We start from the raw sequence: 19,753 nt of genomic DNA on the forward strand, positions 1-19,753 counted from the left end.
AAATTAGATAACTGGATGAGAATTCAGAAATATGCAATATTAACAGTTAGCCTCATATTTATGGGGCTTTCTGTATTTTCTCAGGAAGGAGAATCTTTGGAAGATATCTTCAAAGTGGATTATGATACCCCTTTGACACTGGATTTGGAGGCCGAAGAGGCAGAGGATTCAGGAATTGAGCCAGTCAAACAGAAGAAAAAGAAGAAAAAGAAAAATGTCTTCTTTGGTATCAAAACCAAAAAAGGATTTACACGATCTGGCTTTGGTAATGACGTCATTTTTGAGATTTTCAACGTCTTGAAAGAGTATGAAGGTCCTCCCGAATATACATCAGATTTTTACTGGTATGATTACAAGAAAAAGAAGATCATAAATTCGCTGAGGGTGGATAAACGGAATGCTGGTGTTCTGCATGGTCCATACAAGAAAATGTTAGGCGATCAGGTCATCGAGGAAGGTTGGTACTACAAAGGTCTGAAACATAGAAGATGGGTCCGTTTTAATCGTCATGACATACTTCAAAATAAATCCTATTGGTGGAAAGGTTGGCCTCAGGAATCTAAGCTTGCTTATTATGATTTTAAAAAGACCAAGTTGAAAGAGGTAATACCTGTTCATTTTGGTGAACGAGATGGCGAGTATTGGGCCTTTCATGAAGATGGTTCAGTTGCAGTAAGGGGAAATTATAAGTTTGGATACAGGGTTGATCTGTGGAGAGAGTATTATGATGGTGGAAGAGTAAAGCGTGAGGTGATGTATCCAAAGGATCCGTTTGATTTCAAGTTTGATCCTTACATTGTTAGGGAATGGGATAATAAAGGCACACTTATCTACGATCGAAGTAAGTTTCTTAAAAGTAGACGCTAAAGCTTCATTTCCATTTGAACATTGCAGCGGGCATATGGAGTACAATAACCTTCTGCATCTTTAAATCCCAGTTTATAGTAGAGGTTGATCGCTGGCTTCAGTACACTGTTAGTTTCTAAGTAAATGGTGTCAGCTCCTAACTCTTTAGCCTTTTCGATTGTCGCAACACCTATTTTCCAGCCTATTTTTTGTCCTTGAGCTTCTGGCGATACGGCCATCTTAGCAAGCTCATAAGTGGAATCTTTCATCTTTATTAACGCACAGGTCCCAACGGGTTTTCCATTAGATGTGGCAATGATAATAGCACCACCTTTATCCAAAATATATCCTTGAGGATCACTTAACATTTTTCGATCAGATTCCTCCATTTCGAAGTATTGATTGATCCATTCCTCGTTTAGTTTTTTGAATGAGGAGGCGTGATGGGGTTGGTAGTCAATTATTTCTATCATCGCTGATAACTATAAAAAAGCCCGGTAGACATAACAACAACAGCTAATATGGCGATATTAATTCCCACTGAAATAGAAAGAATTAAAAATACTATCAGCCACCAAAGCGGAAAAGCAATTATTCCAACGCCAAACTTCAATGTAGAATGAAACACTACATCCTCAGTTTTTCTCAGTATTCTATTGATAATTAGAAAAGGAAGAGGATTCAGCATTCTGGCAATCCAATGGTTTGATTGTTTATGCTTTTCAACTTTAACATTCTTAAAATCAATTGCTATTAACTCATCGAATGAAAAATCTTCATGTTTTGACTGAAAAATGGCTGACTTCTTCTTATGATAATCTTCAGACTCATCAGGAATCACCAATGTTGATTTCATGGATTGGCTGATTGCATCTCTCATCGAAATGAGACCTTTTGCCTGATTAGCTTCGTATTGATATAAGAAATCTTTAATAGCCAATGGCTTTCCAATCTTGATGATTACGGTTGATTTTGGTTTTCTGTGATCGAAAAAGTTTAATCCAACTGGGAGAATGTGAAGGTCTTGCTCTAGTTCATTCTGAGCTTGTAACGCAAGACGAGCGGCACCTTTAGTCAATGGGCGTAAATAGTATTCTTTTCCATGATTACCTTCAGCAAAAATGAGAACAGATTCATTTCGCTTAAAGATTTTAAAGCACGAATCAAATACCTGATTGTTTTGTGAAAGTTTGGAATAACCATCACGGATTCGGTATATCGGCATCATATGAATCAATTTCATTAATGGACTGGTCCACTTATTGAACACATCTGACCGTGTGAGGTAGTGAAGAGGAGTTGGAGTAAAAGCCCCAACTAATAGTGGGTCAATTAAAGCATTTTGATGATTTGCTGTAACTAAAAGCGGGACACCTTGTGGAACATTTTCTAACCCCTCTACATTTATTTTATGATAATACAACCTGAGTCCAAAACGCACGAAAAGCCTTACGAATGCGTATACCAGATCCATTTATACAAGCTCTTCAGAATTAATCAGTGTCAACTTCACTTTATCAATCCTGTTTTCTTCCATGGTGAAAATGGTAATAATGAATGGAGGAATTTCTATCACTTCATTGACCTCAGGTATATCTTCGTGATACGCAAATATTAAACCGCCTAGCGTATCATATTCACCCTCTGGCAGTGCCAGCTCGTACTCGTCATTGAGATAGTCAATTTCATGTCTGGCACTAAAAATGAAGTTGTGTTCATCCAACTTCTGCTCGGTGAGATATTCATCGTCATGTTCATCACGAATCTCACCAAAAATCTCTTCAATGACATCCTCGATACTAACTATACCGGATGTTCCACCATATTCATCAACCACTAATGCAAGGCTCTTTCTATCAGTTATGAATTGAATGAGAAGTTCATTGGCTAGCATCGTTTCTGGCACAATAGGTATTTCTGTAAGTATATTTTTTATTTCCTCTGGTTTTTTGAATAGTTCCATGGCGTGACAATATCCAATTACATCGTCAATAGAATCTTTGTATACGAGAATCTTTGAGTGGCCACTCGCAACAAATTGCTTCTTGAGGTCTTCAATTGAATCATTAACATCTACTGCGATTATTTCAGTACGAGGAATCATACACTCGCGTACCTTGATGGTTTTAAACTCAATAGCGTTATTGAAAATTTTCGCATCAATTTCTGCCTCTTCCTGATCCTTGATATTCAGGATGTTGTTTTTGATGTAGTTATTTAGATCAGTAAGTCCAAACACTGGCTTTTCATCTGATAATTTGTAACCAAATACCAAGATGAATACGGCAGAAATTTTAACAACGAGGAAGACAATCGGGTACATCAAAATGTAGACAACACCCATTGGGAGAGCAAAAAGTCTAAGCGAAAAGTCTGGATTAATTAGAAATAAACTTTTAGGAAGAAATTCTGCTGTCAATAAGACAAGGGCTGTAGAAATGATAGATTGAACAATAAGCACAAGAACATCTGAAGATGATCCCAAGGTAGTTTGCAAGAATGAAGCTACACCAGGCTCCAAAAGTCCGGCCATGTAAATACCGTAGAGCACAAGGGCTATATTATTCCCCACAAGCATGGTAGCTAGGAACTGCGATTGATAGGTAGTAAAAAGGGATAAAATTTTACCAGCAAATGTTCCTTTTTTCTTAAGTACTTCGATGTGCAGCTTATCAGCAGATACAAACGCTATTTCCATTCCTGAAAAAAACGCTGAGAAAAGTAAACAGAGTAGTATGATCAAATAGGGGAGTGGATCATCCATGCTTTCGCTTCATTTTCTTTGGTTTTTTGGAAGACTTTTTCAGCTCTTCTTTCTCTCTCGATTGTCTTTGCCCTTTACGATACCCATATAAAAATAAAAGGGCTAGACTAAACATAAAAATCCAATAGGACTCAGCTATACCTACGACTATTGCCTGGTCAATGCCAATGATAAAAGTAACGAAAGTGAGTACAAATAAGATTATATCAAAAAGCTTCATCTATTGCTTGCTGGGTTGAAGAGGAATATCTCTTTCTCTGGGACGATTAGGATCATCTTCCAAGGTAAACGTTCCACTGGGTTTTAAGATTCGGTACTCGGTGAAATCTTGATTTGACTCCATTCCTTCTCCGGTATGTACCTCGTCTTCAGATTTTATAGTGACAAATTTGTCAGTGTAGAATTTCTCTTCTGTTTGATTCCAAAAAAGTTCTTCAGTCTTTAGCTCATCATTTTTTGCCAGGCTTTTGACGATTACATTTCCCTCTGCGCGATATAGATTATCTTCTTTAGTGAAGTAAACATAGTTGGCTTTAAAGTAGCTGGTGACCTGCCCTCTGCTGTTGAACCATTCTACATGAAAGCCTTCACTCCATTCTCTATCACCGTTTTCAAAGTTGTTTTGTACGGCCGAACGCATTTTCATAACCACCTTACCAGAATCGCTAAGGAGTGTGATTGAGCTATCCATTGAGGAAAGAGGCCCTTCATACAATGGAGCATCAATTAGGTCCTTTCGTTGATTGCATGCAAGCAAAAGAACCCATAGCCCAATAACTAAAAAGCGACCCTGAAATATCTTCAGGGTCGCATTGATGCTTTGGTTGCTGAAAAAATTAATTAGCAGGTCTTCTTTCAAGTGCGACAGTCACGTTGATCCAACATCCGATCGTGATAGATTGACCTTCCTCCATGTTTTCGTTAAATATATCCTCGATAGACGGGAACTGAGCTTTTGCTGCAGCCATCGCTTGCGAGTTACCAGCTTTTTTGTATTCATTGTATGCTGCAATAAATACCGCTCTATCCTGTACTTGGCTTTTTTCACCTTTACAATCATCAAAGCTTGTCATGTAAAGGTCGCCGATTAACTTGTATGCATCTTTATGAGATGGATCAAATGAAAGTGCTCTTCTTGCACTATTTCTTGCAGTAGACTTTTGCCCGTTTTTCATTTGAATACGCGCAATGTTTACATACATCTCAGCTTTTTCTGAATTGTCGTCCGTTAGATCAGCAGCCTCCTGGAAATATTCGATTGCTTTGGCATCATCACCATCTTGAGCATTTTTCTGTGCCATGAATTTAGCAACACCATATGTTGGTTCACTGTTCTGAACGATTCCGGCTGCTTTTAATGCAAGAGGACTATCAAGACATTTACCTTTTAGCATTAAACCAAAAATTTTCTTAGCCATATTAAGGTCTTCACCTTGATCCAGTTTTGGGCCTAATTTTTCCTCAACGAATGAACAACTGATTTCTACTCCTGTAGCTGTCAATATCTTATCGACATTGTCAATCATCTTGTCGTACTTCTTCTTATTATCTCCTGAAACTCTACTTTTCTGTTCTTCAAGCGCATCTGCAATAGCAGAGTAGATCTCAATAACCTGCTCATCGGAAAGGTCTCCACCAGCGAATTTATGCTTGTAAACCACATTCATGTAGGCTACAAGATTGCCAGAGTTCATATTAGCTCCATTGAGTTCGAATGCCTTTGAGTAGAGCTCATATAAGTATGGATATTTTTCTTTTTTCTTGCTGTAAAAGCCGTAAGCATAGATTGATTTTCTATCTAAAATATCAGCTTCATCTTCAGGGTAGTACTGAATTCTTGTATCGTGCAGCTCCAATCCTTTTTGGATATATTCTTCTTTTTTGGCTGCATCAGTCTCCTTTTTGGCAAGTGCCTGATAAATCTTGATGCCATTGATGTAAATGGAAGGATTAAGATTTGGCGTATTGGTTAGTAGCCAGTTCAATGGTGGTATGGCTGCTTGATAATTTTTGGCTTTGTAGGCATCAGTATAGAGAACATTTTTTTCTTTGGCAATGTCCACTTGCTCTCCCCAGTTCCATCCATTTTGGGCGCTTGCTCCTATCGCTAGAGATAGAAAAAAAGCTGCTCCTAGTATTTTAGTAATCGTCTTCATAACTCACTTTTTGCTAATCATACTTTCTTTTTATGAACCACCTATCATTCATGGTTGTTCCTATAACAATCTTATAATAGGTTTCCTTAATCAATCCATTGGATGATTTTCCAAGTTGACCCCATTTAAAGGCAAGATCCAAACTTGAAAAGCCACTTACTGGTAAAGAGGCACCAAAATTAATACCAAAATCTATAAGAGCCTGATCATTTACGATATATGGTAATTTCTGATAGTTAAAACCCCCAGCATATTTGACGCGTTTCCAATAGGTATTGATGTTATCATAGTCCGGAGTAAACTCTCCACCAACAGCAATCTTGAATGAATTATTGTATAGTGTTTCCGGGCTTCCGGCATTACTCCATCCACTAAATTCGAAATCTGCCCCAATTGTATAGTGATTCAACTTCTGATAAGAAGCCCCAAACCCAACCATTCGTGGTAAATCAAATTCGATTTTTCTGGAACCAACATCTACGGGTACTCCCAGCTCACTTCCACTTGATGATAACCTGACAAGTGTAAGTTCAGAATTTCCATTCATTGGAGATTTAGGGCTGAATACTGCTCCAAAATTTAGAAATCGCTCATCAGTTATCTTATGACGATAGCTCATTCCAAATAAAAAATTAAAATCAGAATATGATTGGAGCTGACTATACTGTACAGGATTTGCAACCTGAATTTGTACGTCAATAGAATCTCCATCCACAAGAATTCTTCTGTCTTCGTAAAGAATGATTGTTGATTCCTTTGAGATGGAACCGAAAACATAAGATGCTTTAATTCCAACATTAAAATTGTCCTTTATTTTGAATCCGTTGGACCAGAATAAGCTTGTTAATCCCCCTTCTCCACGATTGTCTGATCGCTGTTTAGTTTCTCCATTCGTACCAGGAACATCCGTATCTGAGAATGTATTATAGTTCACAGAGCTATATGGGAGAATTCCGAAAGATGAAGACCATTTTCCTGGCATAATTGGGAAAGAGTAGCCTAAAAATCGTAATCCCCCATCGGTTGCTGACCCTGAAATCCCCTCTCCTGAGATATCATTTCCAGAAAAACTTCTCTGATCAACCATAAGACCCAGTTGAAAAGTGCTGAAAGTATTATAAATCAGGTTTGCCGGGTTTTGGCTATTAATATGCCATATTGTTGGAGATCCGATCCCAACTTCACCTTGTGCTACATTATTAGGCATGCCTTGGTGATTGAGACTTCCAAGTCCTTGAAATGAGTAAACTGATTGAGATTGAGCAAACTGCCCAAATAACATACAACAGGCAATTCCTGCTATTATCCTTTTCATTGCTGATACTTCCAAATTCGGTATAGACCCTTCTGCACAATTTTTGAGCCTGCAAAGATGTGTGCTTTTAGTTTGGATTCAAAGAAATGAGCATCCCCACCTGTTAATATCATGTTAAGACTTGTGAAATCTTCCTCTAATGTCCTTATTACGCCATTTATTTCATGAATAATACTCCAGAATGACCCACTATATAGACACTCTTTCGTAGATTTTCCAATAACACCAGAACTCAATTCAATGAACTCTTCAGAAATGTCAGGTAATTGGTCTGTATAGTGTGACATTGATTTCATTCTCATCCTTAGACCTGGTGAAATGATTCCACCTTGGAAAGTACCTGCACTATCGATCAAATCTATAGTCATACAGGTTCCAAGATCTATGACAAGATTATCCTTATCTGGAAAAATCTCATTTGCCCCAACAACGGCAGCAATCCTGTCTGCTCCTAACGTTACAGGGGTGCTGTAGTTTAGTGCAATAGGCAATGGGGTTTCATAATTCAGCAGTATTGTATTGCTTCTTTCTTCAATAAAGAATGGAAGTTTTCTAACCGAAGAAATAATCATTGGATATTTAGTGTAGTTCTCCAATAGATCACTGAATTCTGAAAATTTTTTGGTAGGACTAAATTCTCCATTGGAAACTTCAGTGGTTTTAATGGAGCTGTTCCCTACATCAACTAATATTACTTCGACTTTTGACACAATACCGCAAAGGAAATGAAAAATTCCACCTATAATGTTATTGGCGTGATGGCTGGTTCTTCCATGGATGGTCTGGACATTGCTTTAGTCGAATTTGAACTCATTTCTGGAAGCTGGAAATTTGAGTTAAAAAAAGGAGTAACTAAACCCTATAATGATCAATTAATATTTCAATTAGAAAACTCAAGCTGGCTTTCACATGCGGATAAATTGGAATTAGATACTCATTTTGGCGAATGGATTAGTCAACAGATTTTGGAGGTTTCAGACTTTTGGAATGCGGATTTAATCGCTGTTCATGGTCACACTGTTATACATGAACCTGAAAATGGAATTAGCTGGCAGCTTGGCAGGGGGGAAATTATTGCTAAAAAATGTAATGTAACTACCATAACTGATTATAGGACTGAAGATATCCGCCTAGGCGGACAAGGTGCACCGCTAGTGCCCTTCGGAGATTTTGTTCTTTTTGATCAATATGACGCTTGCCTCAATCTAGGAGGGATTTGTAATGTGTCAGTAAGGGAAAGTCATCTGGCATGGGATATCTGCCCTTGCAACCAGGTACTGAATTTCTTTGCTAAAAAATTGGGAAAAGAGTACGACAGGGATGGGCTTTTGGCGAGGCAAGGAAAACTAGATCAAGGGTTTTATGACCACCTCTCAAGCTTTGATTTCTTTTCCAAACCTCCACCAAAATCATTAGCAAACAATTATTTAAGGGATCAATTACTATCTGATATAAATCCTTACGATGGGTTATTCACTTATACCCACTTCATAGTCGATCAGATAAGCGAAAGTTTGAGCGACAAAGGGTCCAGACTATTAGTTACTGGTGGAGGAGCTAATAACAAGTATTTAATTGAAATATTAATGGAAAGACTGACAGATTGGGAGGTTGAGATTCCAAGTCAAGACATAGTTGATTTTAAAGAGGCAATAATTTTTGGATTTCTTGGAGTTAAGCGATTTAGAAATGAAGTCAATGTTCTATCATCTGCAACTGGCGCCTCGAAAGACAGCTCATCAGGTGTGATTCATCTCCCTTAATGATTAGATTTGCGCCCTCAAAATATCAACAACTTAGATGAAAGAGCTCCTTAAAAAATTTGAAAATAAAAAACCAGAAATTGTTTTTGAATGGTCTGATCCTGAAACTGAGGCTGAAGGATGGGTTGTTATAAACTCTCTCAGAGGGGGTTCAGCAGGTGGCGGAACCAGGATGAGAGTAGGACTTGACAAAAGAGAAGTAGAGTCGCTTGCTAAGACAATGGAAATTAAGTTTACTGTTTCAGGACCGCAAATAGGTGGTGCTAAATCAGGGATAAACTTTGATCCAAATGATCCTAGAAAAGAAGGTGTACTGAAAAGGTGGTACCATGCAGTATTTCCACTACTCAAGAATTATTATGGGACTGGTGGGGATTTGAATGTAGATGAGATTCATGAGGTAATTCCTATTACTGAAGATTTTGGTTTATGGCACCCTCAGGAAGGGATTGTTAATGGTCATTATAACCCTCGAAAGCCAACTAAGATTCATATGCTGGGTAGATTAAGGCAAGGTGTTTCTAAAGTTTTGGAGGATCAAGAATACGTTCCAAACTCACCTAAAAAATATGTAGTTGCTGACATGATTACTGGGTATGGTGTTGCAGAAGCTGTTCGTCACTACTATCAAATTTGGGGTGGTAACTTAGGGGAGAAAAGAGCAATAATTCAAGGTTGGGGTAATGTTGGATCTACTGCTGCGCTCTACCTGGCCAAGTATGGAGTTAAGATTGTGGGAATTATTGATCGTGAAGGTGGACTAATTAATCCTGATGGTTATTCACTTGATGACATAAAAAAACTTTTCCATGATAAGGAAGGCAATAAGTTGGTTGCTGATGATATGATTTCATTTGATGAGATGAATAAAAAAGTTTGGTCGATGGGAGCTGAAATATTCATTCCTGCAGCTGCATCCAGATTGGTATCAAGAGATCAGGCAGAGGCCATGATTAATAACGATCTGGAAGTAGTGTCTTGTGGCGCCAATGTTCCATTCAATGATACTGAAATATTCTACGGTCCAATAGCTGAGTACGTAGATAAGAAAGTTTCAATTTTACCCGATTTCATTGCAAACTGTGGGATGGCAAGAACCTTTGCTTTTTTGATGGATCCGGAAAATAATGATGTTCTTACAGACGCAGATATTTTCAATGACTGCTCTAAAACAATTGAAAACGCATTGAAAGCAGTCAATGAAGAGAATTCAACCCGTGTAAACCTTGCTGAAACCGCTTTTCAGATTTCATTAAATAAGCTGGTATAAGAAAGTGTAGGTTTGTTTTTCTCCTTGCTAATGATAACTTAGTAGTAATCTGTAACGCCTAAGCATGATCCAAAGAATCTTTGTTGCTTGTTTACTTATGTGCATGATGACGTTGGCCATAGCCAATGAGTATAATCCTGTACAAGAGCATCAAGAAACGCATCAAACACTGGATCACGATACTGGCGCTGAAGACGGACATGTATCGAAGAAGCCAGCACTTTGGAGTGTCATTCCATTTGTGCTATTGCTCTTAATGATCGCAACCGGGCCACTTTTTTATCCTCACTTCTGGCACAAAAGTTATCCCGTCATATCGATTGTACTGGCATTTATTGTGTCAACCTACTATTTGTTTTATCTGCACAACGATCATAGTCCGATTCACTCTGCGGCGGAGTATATACAGTTTATCGCATTACTAGCAGGCTTGTTTGTTGCCTCTGGAGGGATTTTGATCAAGGTTGATAAAGAAGCAAGACCGCTTACAAATGTCATAATCTTAGCTATTGGCGCTGTGATTGCAAATATCATTGGTACCACTGGTGCTTCTATGCTTTTGATTAGACCATTTATTCGACTGAACAAGAACAGGATCAAACCTTATCATATTGTTTTCTTCATATTCATTGTGAGTAATGTCGGGGGTTCACTTACCCCAATTGGAGATCCACCGCTATTTCTAGGATTCTTAAAAGGAATCCCTTTTGAATGGACACTGATTCACAATCTGGTGCCATGGGCAATAGCTTGTATCATTCTATTGGTCTTCTTCTTCTTATTCGACGTTAGAAACAAAACGAATTATGCACTGATGCGAGGGGATGAAGAGGAGGAAGAACCACCCACCGGTAAAATTCATCTGGTTGGAAGGAGAAATTTCATTTGGTTGGCAATTGTAGTCGGTGCTGTCTTTTTGGATCCGAATGTTTTTGATTGGGTACCAGGCATCAATTACATGGGGCAGAAATTTTCTTTTATCCGAGAGATCATAATGTTGCTAGCTGCCTTTGGCTCTTTTAGGTATGCTGATCTACAGGCTATTCAAGGAAATGAATTCAGCTTTGAGCCAATTCGCGAAGTAGCATTCCTATTCATAGGTATTTTCTTTACCATGATGCCAGCACTTGAGCTGGTAAGTGAATTCGCTCAATCTCCTGAAGGAGAGAAATTAATTCGCCCAAGCACACTTTATTGGGGCACAGGGATTCTAAGTGGATTTTTAGATAATGCACCTACTTATGTGAACTTTCTCACGGCTTCCATGGCAAGTGTAGGGGCCGATGTGAATAAGATTCAAGAAGTCATTGCATTCGCCAATAATGGGTATAAAGATTCATTACTTGATTTAATGGCTATTTCCTTAGGAGCCGTCTTTTTTGGAGCTTTCACTTACATTGGTAATGGTCCTAATTTTATGGTGAAGTCGATCGCAGAGCAGGTTGGAATTAAGATGCCATCTTTCTTTTCATACATTATAAAGTATTCGATACCGATACTTCTACCAGTCTTAATTATCATTTGGCTAATTTTCTTCATGGGACATTAGTGGTGTTTGCTCCTTATCGACCAAAATTTTCTTTATTTGTGTTGAATTACTTAATTTGGATAGCACCTCAAGAATAATCACCTTATAATAATGTTGCTTAATTTATTTACAGGTCAGAATGAAGGACTCCTATTTGGAGTTTTCGGTGTAATTATTGTAGTATTTCTGATCGTAGATTTAGGTGTTTTCCATAAGAAGCATCAAAAGGTCACTCAGAAAGAGGCTCTACAACAATCAATCTTTTGGGTTCTTGTTTCTGTTGGTTATGGGACGCTCATTTATTTTTATGGGGAAGGCCCAGCAGCCACATTGGAGTTTTTCTCAGCCTATGTTACAGAAAAAGCCCTTTCCGTTGATAATATCTTTGTTATACTTCTGATCCTTAGATATTTCAATGTCAAAGAAGAATATTATCATAACATCCTATTTTGGGGGATATTGGGAGCCATCGTTTTTAGGGCTGTATTCATCTTTGTTGGCGCTTTACTGATTGCAGAATTTCATTGGATTCTTTACGTATTTGGAGTTTTCTTGGTCTACTCTGGTATTAAGCTATTCAGTGAAGAGGACGATATGGAATTGGAACCGGAAAAGAATCCATTACTTAAAGCTGCTAAAAAAGTACTCCCAATGAGTGCCACCGATAAAGGAGGAAAATTCTGGTTGCGGGAAAATGGAAAGCTTCTGTTTACTCCACTTTTTCTGGTCATCATTTTAATCGAGTCTACGGATTTAATATTTGCGGTAGATTCTATTCCTGCTGCATTTGCCATCACCCAAAATGAGTTTGTGATCTATACTTCAAACATTTTTGCAGTCATGGGACTTAGAGCAATGTTCTTCTTGCTGGCAAATGTTCTGGATAAATTTTACCTGCTCCAAAAAGGTCTTTCAATTGTATTGATATTTATTGGAGCAAAGATGCTGGCAGAGATTTTTGACATACACATTCCAATCTTTTTATCATTCAGTGTAATTATTGGAGCTTTAGTGCTTGCAATTGTTCTGTCTCTTATGTTTCCGAAGGACGAAACTCCGGAGGAAATTATTGAGGAAAAACTTCCAGCAGAAGAATAACTTATCCTTTCAGACTTTTCACACTCTCCATTACTTTGTCACGGAGAGAATCTTTGTATTTCTGAAGATTATTGCCAATGCCTTGATTGGTAGCTCCTACAATTTCTGCGGCCAGAATGCCAGCGTTTTTACCTCCATCCAAAGCCACTGTAGCAACAGGAATACCTCCAGGCATTTGAAGAATAGAAAGAATAGAATCCCAACCGTCAATAGAATTGCTGGACTTTACAGGAACTCCAATAACGGGCAGAGTGGTCAATGACGCTACCATGCCTGGCAAATGAGCCGCTCCACCTGCCCCGGCAATAATCACCTGTAGTCCCTTATCTCGTGCTCCTTCAGCATATTCGATCATTCGATGAGGGGTTCGATGTGCAGAAACAATGGTAAGCTCATATTCAACCTCCAGCTCTTTTAGAATATCTGCTGCTTGTTGCATGATTGGGAGATCTGATTTGCTCCCCATGATGATTCCTACTTTTGGTGACGCCATTATGCTTTTACTTTAATTGTGTCTTTAACTTTCCTAGCCTTGATTTTTAGGCTGTCTATAGTGTCATCTGTAATGGTAACATGCCCCATTTTCCGAAAGGGCTTGGTTAACTTCTTCCCATAAAGATGCACATAAACTCCATTCATGGCCATGCATTCTTCTAATCCTTCATAAAAAGCAGTGCCTGTAAAGCCATCTTCTCCTAGCAAATTCACCATTGCTGCGGGTGTAATGAGATCGGTTGAACCAAGTGGAAGATTTAGAATTGCTCGCAAGTGTTGCTCAAATTGGGAGGTTCGATTGGCTTCAATCGTATGATGTCCGGAATTATGAGTTCTTGGGGCCACCTCGTTTACAAGAATTTCACCTTCTTTGGTCAGAAACATTTCAACTGCCAGTAAGCCAACCATGTTTAGTTTCTGAATGACATCTTTAGCTAAAGCATAAGCTTTATCTTCAGATTCTTTGCTTATCTGTGCTGGCGCAAATAGAAACTCAACAAGATTTTGTTCAGGATGATATGAAAGTTCTACAACAGGGAAACAAGCCATTTCACCGTTTTCATTTCGAGCAACAACAACACTTAATTCCCTTTCGAAATCGACCAGTTTTTCAAGCAATCCGGGCTTATCAAAAGCTTTCTCAAGATCATCTTCAGACCTAATAATTTGAACACCCCTCCCGTCATATCCTTCAGTGCCAAGCTTATTTACTGCCGGGAGCATATCTGTATGATTTCCAACCTCTTTTGCGTTTTCAGTCAGAACAAACTCTGAAGTGGAGATTCTATTGGCTTTATAAAATGTCTTCTGCTTTCTTTTATCCTGAATAAGCTCAATAATCTCCGGTTGAGGATAAACAGTCACGCCTTCAGATTGCAGTCTTTTTAGTGCAGCCACACTAACATTTTCAATTTCAATGGTGATCAGGTCAAATTGTTTACCCCATTCATAGACAAGATCTTCATCTGTTAATTTCCCGACAGTTAAGTGCTTCACAAGATGGGCACATGGTGCATTTTCATCTGGGTCTAATATGGAAATATCCAGATTGTAATCAATGGCGGATTGAATCATCATGCGGCCCAATTGACCGCCTCCGAGTACACCAATTTTCAGGTCAGTTATGTCTCTTTTAGGCATAGGGGCAAAGATAACCTTACAGACCAGATCGAGTTAAATAAATAAGAAGGATACTTAATAGAAATGGAAAAACGAGAGCTAGCAAAGAAGAAGAAAGAGGAAAAACACAAAAGTGAAGAAGAAAAAAAGCAAGAAACTGGTTTTCCTAAAGATGTTGATTTTAAGCGATTCTTAGGATGTGGAGGCTAGGTATTTCCTTTGAATAATCCATTCAGCAACAAAAAGATTTGGAACCCAACAAAACCAGGAAATCGTTTGGTAAGCCTCACCTTCCGGCACTCCTGCTATTATCATTAATGGCATAAAAATACGTAGCGTTACAGCTCCTAATGTAACAGCGAAACTCCTAATCATCCATCTTTCATGAGAATTGATATTCCCGGATTTGATTCGGTTAAATGCCAATACAGTAAATGTAAACCAACAAAGAGCCATCATTCCAAATCCAACCACATTATTGAAGCCTCCATTAGCATATAGCGCCATGTAGAATGCTCCTGGAAAGCTTATAAGGACAATTGAGATCACATATAAATAACCAATCCTCCGATGAATTTGTAAGTATTTAGATCTGAAGTTTTTTAAGAATTGCGTCCATCCCAGACCCAATGCCAAGGCACCTCCGATAAAATGCATATGAAAGGCTATCCGCCAGATGGACGAGTCGGAGATTCCATTTAATTTGAATGAATAGAAATCTGTTCTGAAAAGATGTGACAGTGCATACAGAGCGACACCTATGCAAAGGAATCCATAAAATCCATTGCGTAGTTTCATTATTGGCCTTGTTTTACTCATAACTATTCTGAAATAAATACACGTTTGACACGATTGCTAACATTCGTCAGTATCTCATACGGAATGGTATTTGCCCATTTAGCAAGATCCTTAATACCAGGAGTTTCTCCAAATATAATGACAGGATCACCCTCATGAACGTTTCCTTCAGTAACATCTACCATTGTCATATCCATACATATATTCCCAATGGTGGGACATAAAGTTCCATTTATGTTCACGCGACCATTTCCATTTCCAAATACCCTCTGGAAACCATCTTCATAGCCAATTGGAATGATAGCAATTTGACTATCTCTCGATACTTTACCCTTTCGAGAATATCCCACTGTTTCACCCGCTTTTAGATTTTGAATCTGAGAAACGATTGATTTCAATTGGCTCGAATGCCTAAGTGATAATTGTCCCGTTGGGTCAAAACCATGAAGCCCTATTCCTAATCGCACCATATCGAAGTGGTATTGTGGCCATCTGACGATTCCGGGTGAGTTACATGCATGTTTGATGGGTTGATAGCCTAGCGCATTTGCAATCTTCTGATAGGTGTTTTCAAATAGTTCAGCCTGATTGTTAGTAAAACCATCTTCCTGGATAAGATCTGAACTAGAAAAATGTGTAAAAACACCCTCTACCTTCACTTGAGAATTATCATTCAGGATTGTAATTAATTCATCGATTTCTTCAGGATTAAACCCCAAACGATGCATTCCAGTATCGATTTTCAAATGAATTTTCGGAGATTTTTTGGTGTCTTTGAGCATGCGTTTGAGGTGAGAAATGCTAAATATTTCCGCCTGTAGATCATACCTTTCAAACTGCTCAAAACTTTCGGTGTGTGGGTTCATAATCATAATTGGGATATTGATCCCATTTTTACGTAGCTGAACAGCCTCATCCACATATGCCACTCCTAACATATCCACTTGCTGGTGCTGAAGAAAATTGGCAACCTCTAAAAGTCCGCTTCCATACGCATTTGCCTTGACCATCACCATTAATTTGGCCTTTGGTTTCAGTAAGGATCGATATTGATTTAGATTATGTTGAAGCGCTTCGAAATTTACTTCCAGGACCGTCCCATGACTTTTTGATTCCAGTCTGTTGACGACTCTTTCCAGCTCAAAATTCCTGGCACCCTTTACCACAATCATTTCATCATGAAAGTCTGGAAAATTATCCAATAAGGTCTGTGTGTCCTGATAAAAGAGCGATTTGCTGGAAAAACTTTTTGATGCGGTATTGATCCTTGGTCCAACACCGATCAGACGATCAATCCTTTTACTATTCAGCAAGACAGCTATGTCACTGTACAATTCTTCATCGGATTTTCCAGAATGGAGTAAATCTGATAGGATTAAAGTTCTTTTTTCATTTTGTTGATGTGATTCTAAATAATCAAGAGCCACTTTAAGTCCAGCTTCATCATTGTTATAGGAATCATCCAAAATGTAGCATCCATTTATCCCTTTCTTAAGTTCCAAACGCATTGGAACACCTTCTATAAGATCTATTCCTTTTTGTATAGACTTTCGAGAGAGGCCCAACTCCATTGCCGTCACAATAGCATGCGTGAGATTCTCAAGCTGAGTTTCTCCATTAAAGTCTACTTCAAACTCAATTTGATCAACTTTAATGATCTGGCTACTCCACGTAACCTGGTATTTTGCACCATCCTTTAAGCTCCATGTAATGGCTTTATCTTGTAAGGTCTCAGCTATTAATTGAAAATATTCTTGATCGTTTCGGCAAATGACTTTTACACAGGGATGAAACAGATTTAATTTTTCCAAGACCTTATGCTCTGTGCTTTCAAAACCGTCATCATGAGCCTGGCCAATGTTGGTGAAAATACCAATAGACGGATCAATGATTTTTTGAAGGTTAAGCATTTCTCCAGGTTTTGAAATTCCAGCTTCAAAAACCCCGATTTCATGTGTTTCTCTTATTTCCAATAACGAGAGAGGAACGCCAATCTGCGAATTATAACTTTTAGGACTTTTTACGACAAAAAATTTTTCAGATAAGATGGTAGACAACCATTCTTTAACAGTGGTTTTTCCATTACTACCTGTAATGCCAATAATTGGTATTTTAAACTTAGATCTGTGATAAGCGCCAATAGATTGCAGAGCAGCTGTTGTATCAGTTACTATAAGCGAATTGGATTGCGGTAAATCAAGTTCTCGACTTAGAATAAAATTCCTAATTCCTTTCTCCCAAGCTTCTTTTGCATAATCATGTCCATCTCTTTTGCCAGAAACAGCAATGAATACTTCATTCATAGCCCCAGTTAGGTTTCTGGAATCGGTGGAAAAGCGGCTAACATCTACATCCGAGTGAATATCAAGTTTACCATCGACTGCATGTTCGAGCTGTGAAAAAGGCATCATCTAAATTATCAATTCCATCTCAAATTGGTTGACTTGATTTTGAAATCCACATTTTTTTAGAAAAGCATCAAATCCCATCTCGTCATCTGGAATGTTCATAATTGTAAGAGCTTTTTTAGCATCAGACTGAGCTTTATAAAGCAGCGCTTCTCCAACACCTTTTTGCCTGTGAATTCGATCTACTGCCAGTTGTGATATTCTACCTAAATGGGGTTGATAAATCAAATAGCCAAGGATTTCTGAATCATCTTTGGCTAGCAGTACTTTTTCGTATCCACGCTTAATGTGTTCTGAGCTGTCAATAAATGATGGCTCAAAATCCGAAAAATTAAAATTTACATCGTTAATTGACCCTTGACTAACACTTATTTCAGAGTGTGTTTTAAATTCCTCAGTCATTTTATAACAATGAAACCTCCTTTTGAAAGTAAATCCAATCTTTTCATAGAGTGACACTGCTTTCTGATTATTTTCCACTACTTCCAGTAGGATACGCGCCAGAAACTTCGCTTGAATTTTCGGAATGAGAAATTCATACATGTTTTCAGCAGTACGCTGATTTCTAAAGCCAGGTAAAACTCCTGTTCCTCCATTGTATGCTGTGGGAATTCCCTGATAGAAGTTTGATGTGTGTAAAATAAACCCTGTCATTTCATCTCCGTCAAAACTGCCTGCAGAGATGTCCATGTTGTAAAGTATTTTTTTATGGATGCGGTAGGAAAACTCTTCTCTGCTCGGTTGAAATTTGACAGTATTATCTGAGAAGGCTACCTTAAATGTGGTGTATAGCTTTTCAAAATCTCCTTCAGAAATCAGACGTATACTCATAACAAAATCTAAAATATGGGAACCAACTTGACCGAAAAAAGTCTTATTAGTTGCGATGTTATTAAAATTACAATTATCCTTCGAAAATATAAGCGTACATGCAGCTAGATGAGTTAGAAAAATGTATTGACTTAGAGGTAGTAAAAACCGAAAAGCGGAGGCTTGAGATATTTATAGGTATTCTGGTCATTGGTCTGATTTTGCTACTAACCAATATGATCTTTTTTCCTACCACGATTTCAGATACTTTCATTGATAGTAGGAGCATTAAACTAGGGGTTTTTACTGCTGCAGCTTTCATTGTGATACTTTTATTTTCCAGATGGATAGTTGGGAAAATAGCCAATTGTGAGAGGCCACTTCCTATATGGTACAAATACTATTCAGTGATTTCAGACTCAGTGGTACCTTTTATCTGGCTCTACTTCATCATCAAATGGGAAGGAAATGGAATTTTCCTTGACTCTCCATTGATATTTATTTTAGTTCCGATAATTATCGTATCAGCACTTTATCTAAATTTTTGGATCAGTTTCATGAACGGTGCGTTAATTACTGCAGTCTACGTTCTAATCATATATTGGACATTTGAAACGTATGATACAACTTCAATGCTTCCCTCAATAGTCTATTATACGAAAGCTATAATGTTTCTTATTGCTGGTACTTGTGCTGGGTTGGTGGCAAATGAATTGAGTAAAAGATTGACTGTTGCAATAAAAACTCAAGAAGAAAGAGATCAGATTGAATCACTATTTAGCAAACAAGTCTCTAAAGAAGTTGTACAAGCATTGACTGAGACTGGAGGAGCCAGTTTCAAGATTAAGGCCTCTGTTTTGTTTTTAGATATTCGAGATTTTACAAAAAGGGTGCAAACGCTTTCTCCGGAAGAGGTTAATAAATTTCAGAATAAATTTTTCGGACCCATCATGGATTGCATCCATGATAATGAAGGGATGATTAATCAGATCATGGGTGATGGCCTTATGGCGTCATTTGCATCACAAGATGGTGACACTCCGGAAAATGCTTTTAAGGCTGCCAGAGATATTCTATCTCGAGTGAGTCAGATGAACAAGTCTGATTGGAGCGAGGAAATTAAAGTAGGCATTGGTATCCATAATGGTGAAATCATTGCGGGAAATATAGGTAACAATACACGCCAACAGTTTTCAATATCTGGGATACCTGTTATTACAGCTGCAAGGCTGGAGCAATTAACAAAAGACTATCAATGTTCATGGTTGGTCTCTTCTAAGTTTTATAATGATATAAAGCACCTTGCAAAAAACGGCATCTCATTAGGTGCAGTAAAACTTAAGGGGATTGATCAGGAAATGGAAATCATCAAACTAGCATAAA

At 38.2% G+C, this 19,753-nt stretch carries 20 protein-coding genes; 7 read left to right on the forward strand and 13 right to left on the reverse strand.

Annotated elements, in window-relative coordinates:
* Window positions 1–15: 15 nt before the first annotated feature.
* On the forward strand, window positions 16–867 hold the full coding sequence (locus ACOMC3_RS18750) for a toxin-antitoxin system YwqK family antitoxin (protein ID WP_420317426.1): 852 nt from the start codon (window positions 16–18) through the stop codon (window positions 865–867).
* Here the strand turns inward: ACOMC3_RS18750 and ACOMC3_RS18755 are convergent.
* From ACOMC3_RS18755 to ACOMC3_RS18790, 8 genes are read right to left on the reverse strand one after another with little or no spacing between them, the layout of a single operon-like run.
* Window positions 864–1,319: a GNAT family N-acetyltransferase gene (locus ACOMC3_RS18755; protein ID WP_420317427.1), complete on the reverse strand. Its 456-nt coding sequence runs from the start codon at window positions 1,317–1,319 to the stop codon at window positions 864–866. The two genes, ACOMC3_RS18750 and ACOMC3_RS18755, sit on opposite strands and share 4 nt — an antisense overlap.
* Window positions 1,316–2,320, reverse strand: coding sequence for a lysophospholipid acyltransferase family protein (locus ACOMC3_RS18760; protein ID WP_420317428.1), 1,005 nt, complete (start codon window positions 2,318–2,320; stop codon window positions 1,316–1,318). Before ACOMC3_RS18760 ends, ACOMC3_RS18755 begins: the two co-directional genes overlap by 4 nt.
* On the reverse strand, window positions 2,321–3,610 hold the full coding sequence (locus ACOMC3_RS18765; RefSeq protein ID WP_420317429.1) for a hemolysin family protein: 1,290 nt from the start codon (window positions 3,608–3,610) through the stop codon (window positions 2,321–2,323).
* Window positions 3,603–3,830, reverse strand: a complete 228-nt coding sequence (locus tag ACOMC3_RS18770; RefSeq protein ID WP_420317430.1) for a hypothetical protein — start codon at window positions 3,828–3,830, stop codon at window positions 3,603–3,605. The genes ACOMC3_RS18765 and ACOMC3_RS18770 overlap by 8 nt, the downstream gene beginning before the upstream one ends.
* Window positions 3,831–4,469: an LPS export ABC transporter periplasmic protein LptC gene (lptC, locus tag ACOMC3_RS18775; protein WP_420317431.1), complete on the reverse strand. Its 639-nt coding sequence runs from the start codon at window positions 4,467–4,469 to the stop codon at window positions 3,831–3,833.
* Window positions 4,447–5,766, reverse strand: coding sequence for a tetratricopeptide repeat protein (locus tag ACOMC3_RS18780; RefSeq protein WP_420317432.1), 1,320 nt, complete (start codon window positions 5,764–5,766; stop codon window positions 4,447–4,449). Before ACOMC3_RS18780 ends, lptC begins: the two co-directional genes overlap by 23 nt.
* A gap of 13 nt (window positions 5,767–5,779) precedes the next feature.
* Window positions 5,780–7,081 carry a hypothetical protein gene (locus ACOMC3_RS18785; protein WP_420317433.1) on the reverse strand — a complete coding sequence of 434 codons (1,302 nt, stop codon included), beginning with the start codon at window positions 7,079–7,081 and terminating at the stop codon, window positions 5,780–5,782.
* Window positions 7,078–7,791 carry a type III pantothenate kinase gene (locus ACOMC3_RS18790; RefSeq protein WP_420317434.1) on the reverse strand — a complete coding sequence of 238 codons (714 nt, stop codon included), beginning with the start codon at window positions 7,789–7,791 and terminating at the stop codon, window positions 7,078–7,080. The genes ACOMC3_RS18785 and ACOMC3_RS18790 overlap by 4 nt, the downstream gene beginning before the upstream one ends.
* Window positions 7,792–7,806: 15 nt before the next feature.
* Between ACOMC3_RS18790 and ACOMC3_RS18795 the strand changes: the two genes are divergently transcribed.
* The 4 genes from ACOMC3_RS18795 to ACOMC3_RS18810 all read left to right on the forward strand — a co-directional run bounded on the left by ACOMC3_RS18795 (window position 7,807) and on the right by ACOMC3_RS18810 (window position 12,740).
* Window positions 7,807–8,844, forward strand: coding sequence for an anhydro-N-acetylmuramic acid kinase (locus tag ACOMC3_RS18795; RefSeq protein ID WP_420317435.1), 1,038 nt, complete (start codon window positions 7,807–7,809; stop codon window positions 8,842–8,844).
* Between the two features lie 37 nt (window positions 8,845–8,881).
* Window positions 8,882–10,114, forward strand: coding sequence for a Glu/Leu/Phe/Val dehydrogenase dimerization domain-containing protein (locus ACOMC3_RS18800; RefSeq protein ID WP_420317436.1), 1,233 nt, complete (start codon window positions 8,882–8,884; stop codon window positions 10,112–10,114).
* A gap of 97 nt (window positions 10,115–10,211) precedes the next feature.
* Window positions 10,212–11,663 carry a sodium:proton antiporter gene (locus tag ACOMC3_RS18805; protein ID WP_420319329.1) on the forward strand — a complete coding sequence of 484 codons (1,452 nt, stop codon included), beginning with the start codon at window positions 10,212–10,214 and terminating at the stop codon, window positions 11,661–11,663.
* 90 nt (window positions 11,664–11,753) lie between these two features.
* Entirely contained in the window at window positions 11,754–12,740 is a 987-nt protein-coding gene (locus ACOMC3_RS18810; RefSeq protein WP_420317437.1) for a TerC family protein, read from the forward strand.
* Between the two features lies 1 nt (window position 12,741).
* Here ACOMC3_RS18810 and purE read toward each other — a convergent pair whose 3' ends face one another.
* Both purE and ACOMC3_RS18820 read right to left on the reverse strand, forming a co-directional pair.
* Complete coding sequence (gene purE / locus ACOMC3_RS18815) at window positions 12,742–13,233, reverse strand: 5-(carboxyamino)imidazole ribonucleotide mutase (RefSeq protein ID WP_420317438.1); 492 nt, start codon at window positions 13,231–13,233, stop codon at window positions 12,742–12,744.
* Window positions 13,233–14,375, reverse strand: a complete 1,143-nt coding sequence (locus ACOMC3_RS18820) for a 5-(carboxyamino)imidazole ribonucleotide synthase (RefSeq protein ID WP_420317439.1) — start codon at window positions 14,373–14,375, stop codon at window positions 13,233–13,235. The genes purE and ACOMC3_RS18820 overlap by 1 nt, the downstream gene beginning before the upstream one ends.
* Window positions 14,376–14,438: 63 nt before the next feature.
* On the opposite strand from ACOMC3_RS18820, the gene ACOMC3_RS18825 reads away from it, so the two are divergent.
* On the forward strand, window positions 14,439–14,564 hold the full coding sequence (locus tag ACOMC3_RS18825) for a hypothetical protein (RefSeq protein ID WP_420317440.1): 126 nt from the start codon (window positions 14,439–14,441) through the stop codon (window positions 14,562–14,564).
* Here ACOMC3_RS18825 and ACOMC3_RS18830 read toward each other — a convergent pair.
* The 3 genes from ACOMC3_RS18830 to ACOMC3_RS18840 are packed head-to-tail and all read right to left on the reverse strand — an operon-like array spanning window position 14,547 to window position 18,391.
* Complete coding sequence (locus ACOMC3_RS18830; RefSeq protein ID WP_420317441.1) at window positions 14,547–15,152, reverse strand: DUF2306 domain-containing protein; 606 nt, start codon at window positions 15,150–15,152, stop codon at window positions 14,547–14,549. The two genes, ACOMC3_RS18825 and ACOMC3_RS18830, sit on opposite strands and share 18 nt — an antisense overlap.
* A gap of 23 nt (window positions 15,153–15,175) precedes the next feature.
* Complete coding sequence (locus tag ACOMC3_RS18835) at window positions 15,176–17,563, reverse strand: bifunctional UDP-N-acetylmuramoyl-tripeptide:D-alanyl-D-alanine ligase/alanine racemase (protein WP_420317442.1); 2,388 nt, start codon at window positions 17,561–17,563, stop codon at window positions 15,176–15,178.
* Window positions 17,564–18,391: a GNAT family N-acetyltransferase gene (locus ACOMC3_RS18840; protein ID WP_420317443.1), complete on the reverse strand. Its 828-nt coding sequence runs from the start codon at window positions 18,389–18,391 to the stop codon at window positions 17,564–17,566.
* A gap of 98 nt (window positions 18,392–18,489) precedes the next feature.
* Here ACOMC3_RS18840 and ACOMC3_RS18845 point away from each other — a divergent pair, with 98 nt between their 5' ends.
* Window positions 18,490–19,752 carry an adenylate/guanylate cyclase domain-containing protein gene (locus ACOMC3_RS18845; protein ID WP_420317444.1) on the forward strand — a complete coding sequence of 421 codons (1,263 nt, stop codon included), beginning with the start codon at window positions 18,490–18,492 and terminating at the stop codon, window positions 19,750–19,752.
* Window position 19,753 lies beyond the last annotated feature (1 nt).

The organism is Ekhidna sp. (assembly GCF_965212185.1).
Taxonomy (GTDB): Bacteria; Bacteroidota; Bacteroidia; order Cytophagales; family Cyclobacteriaceae; genus Ekhidna.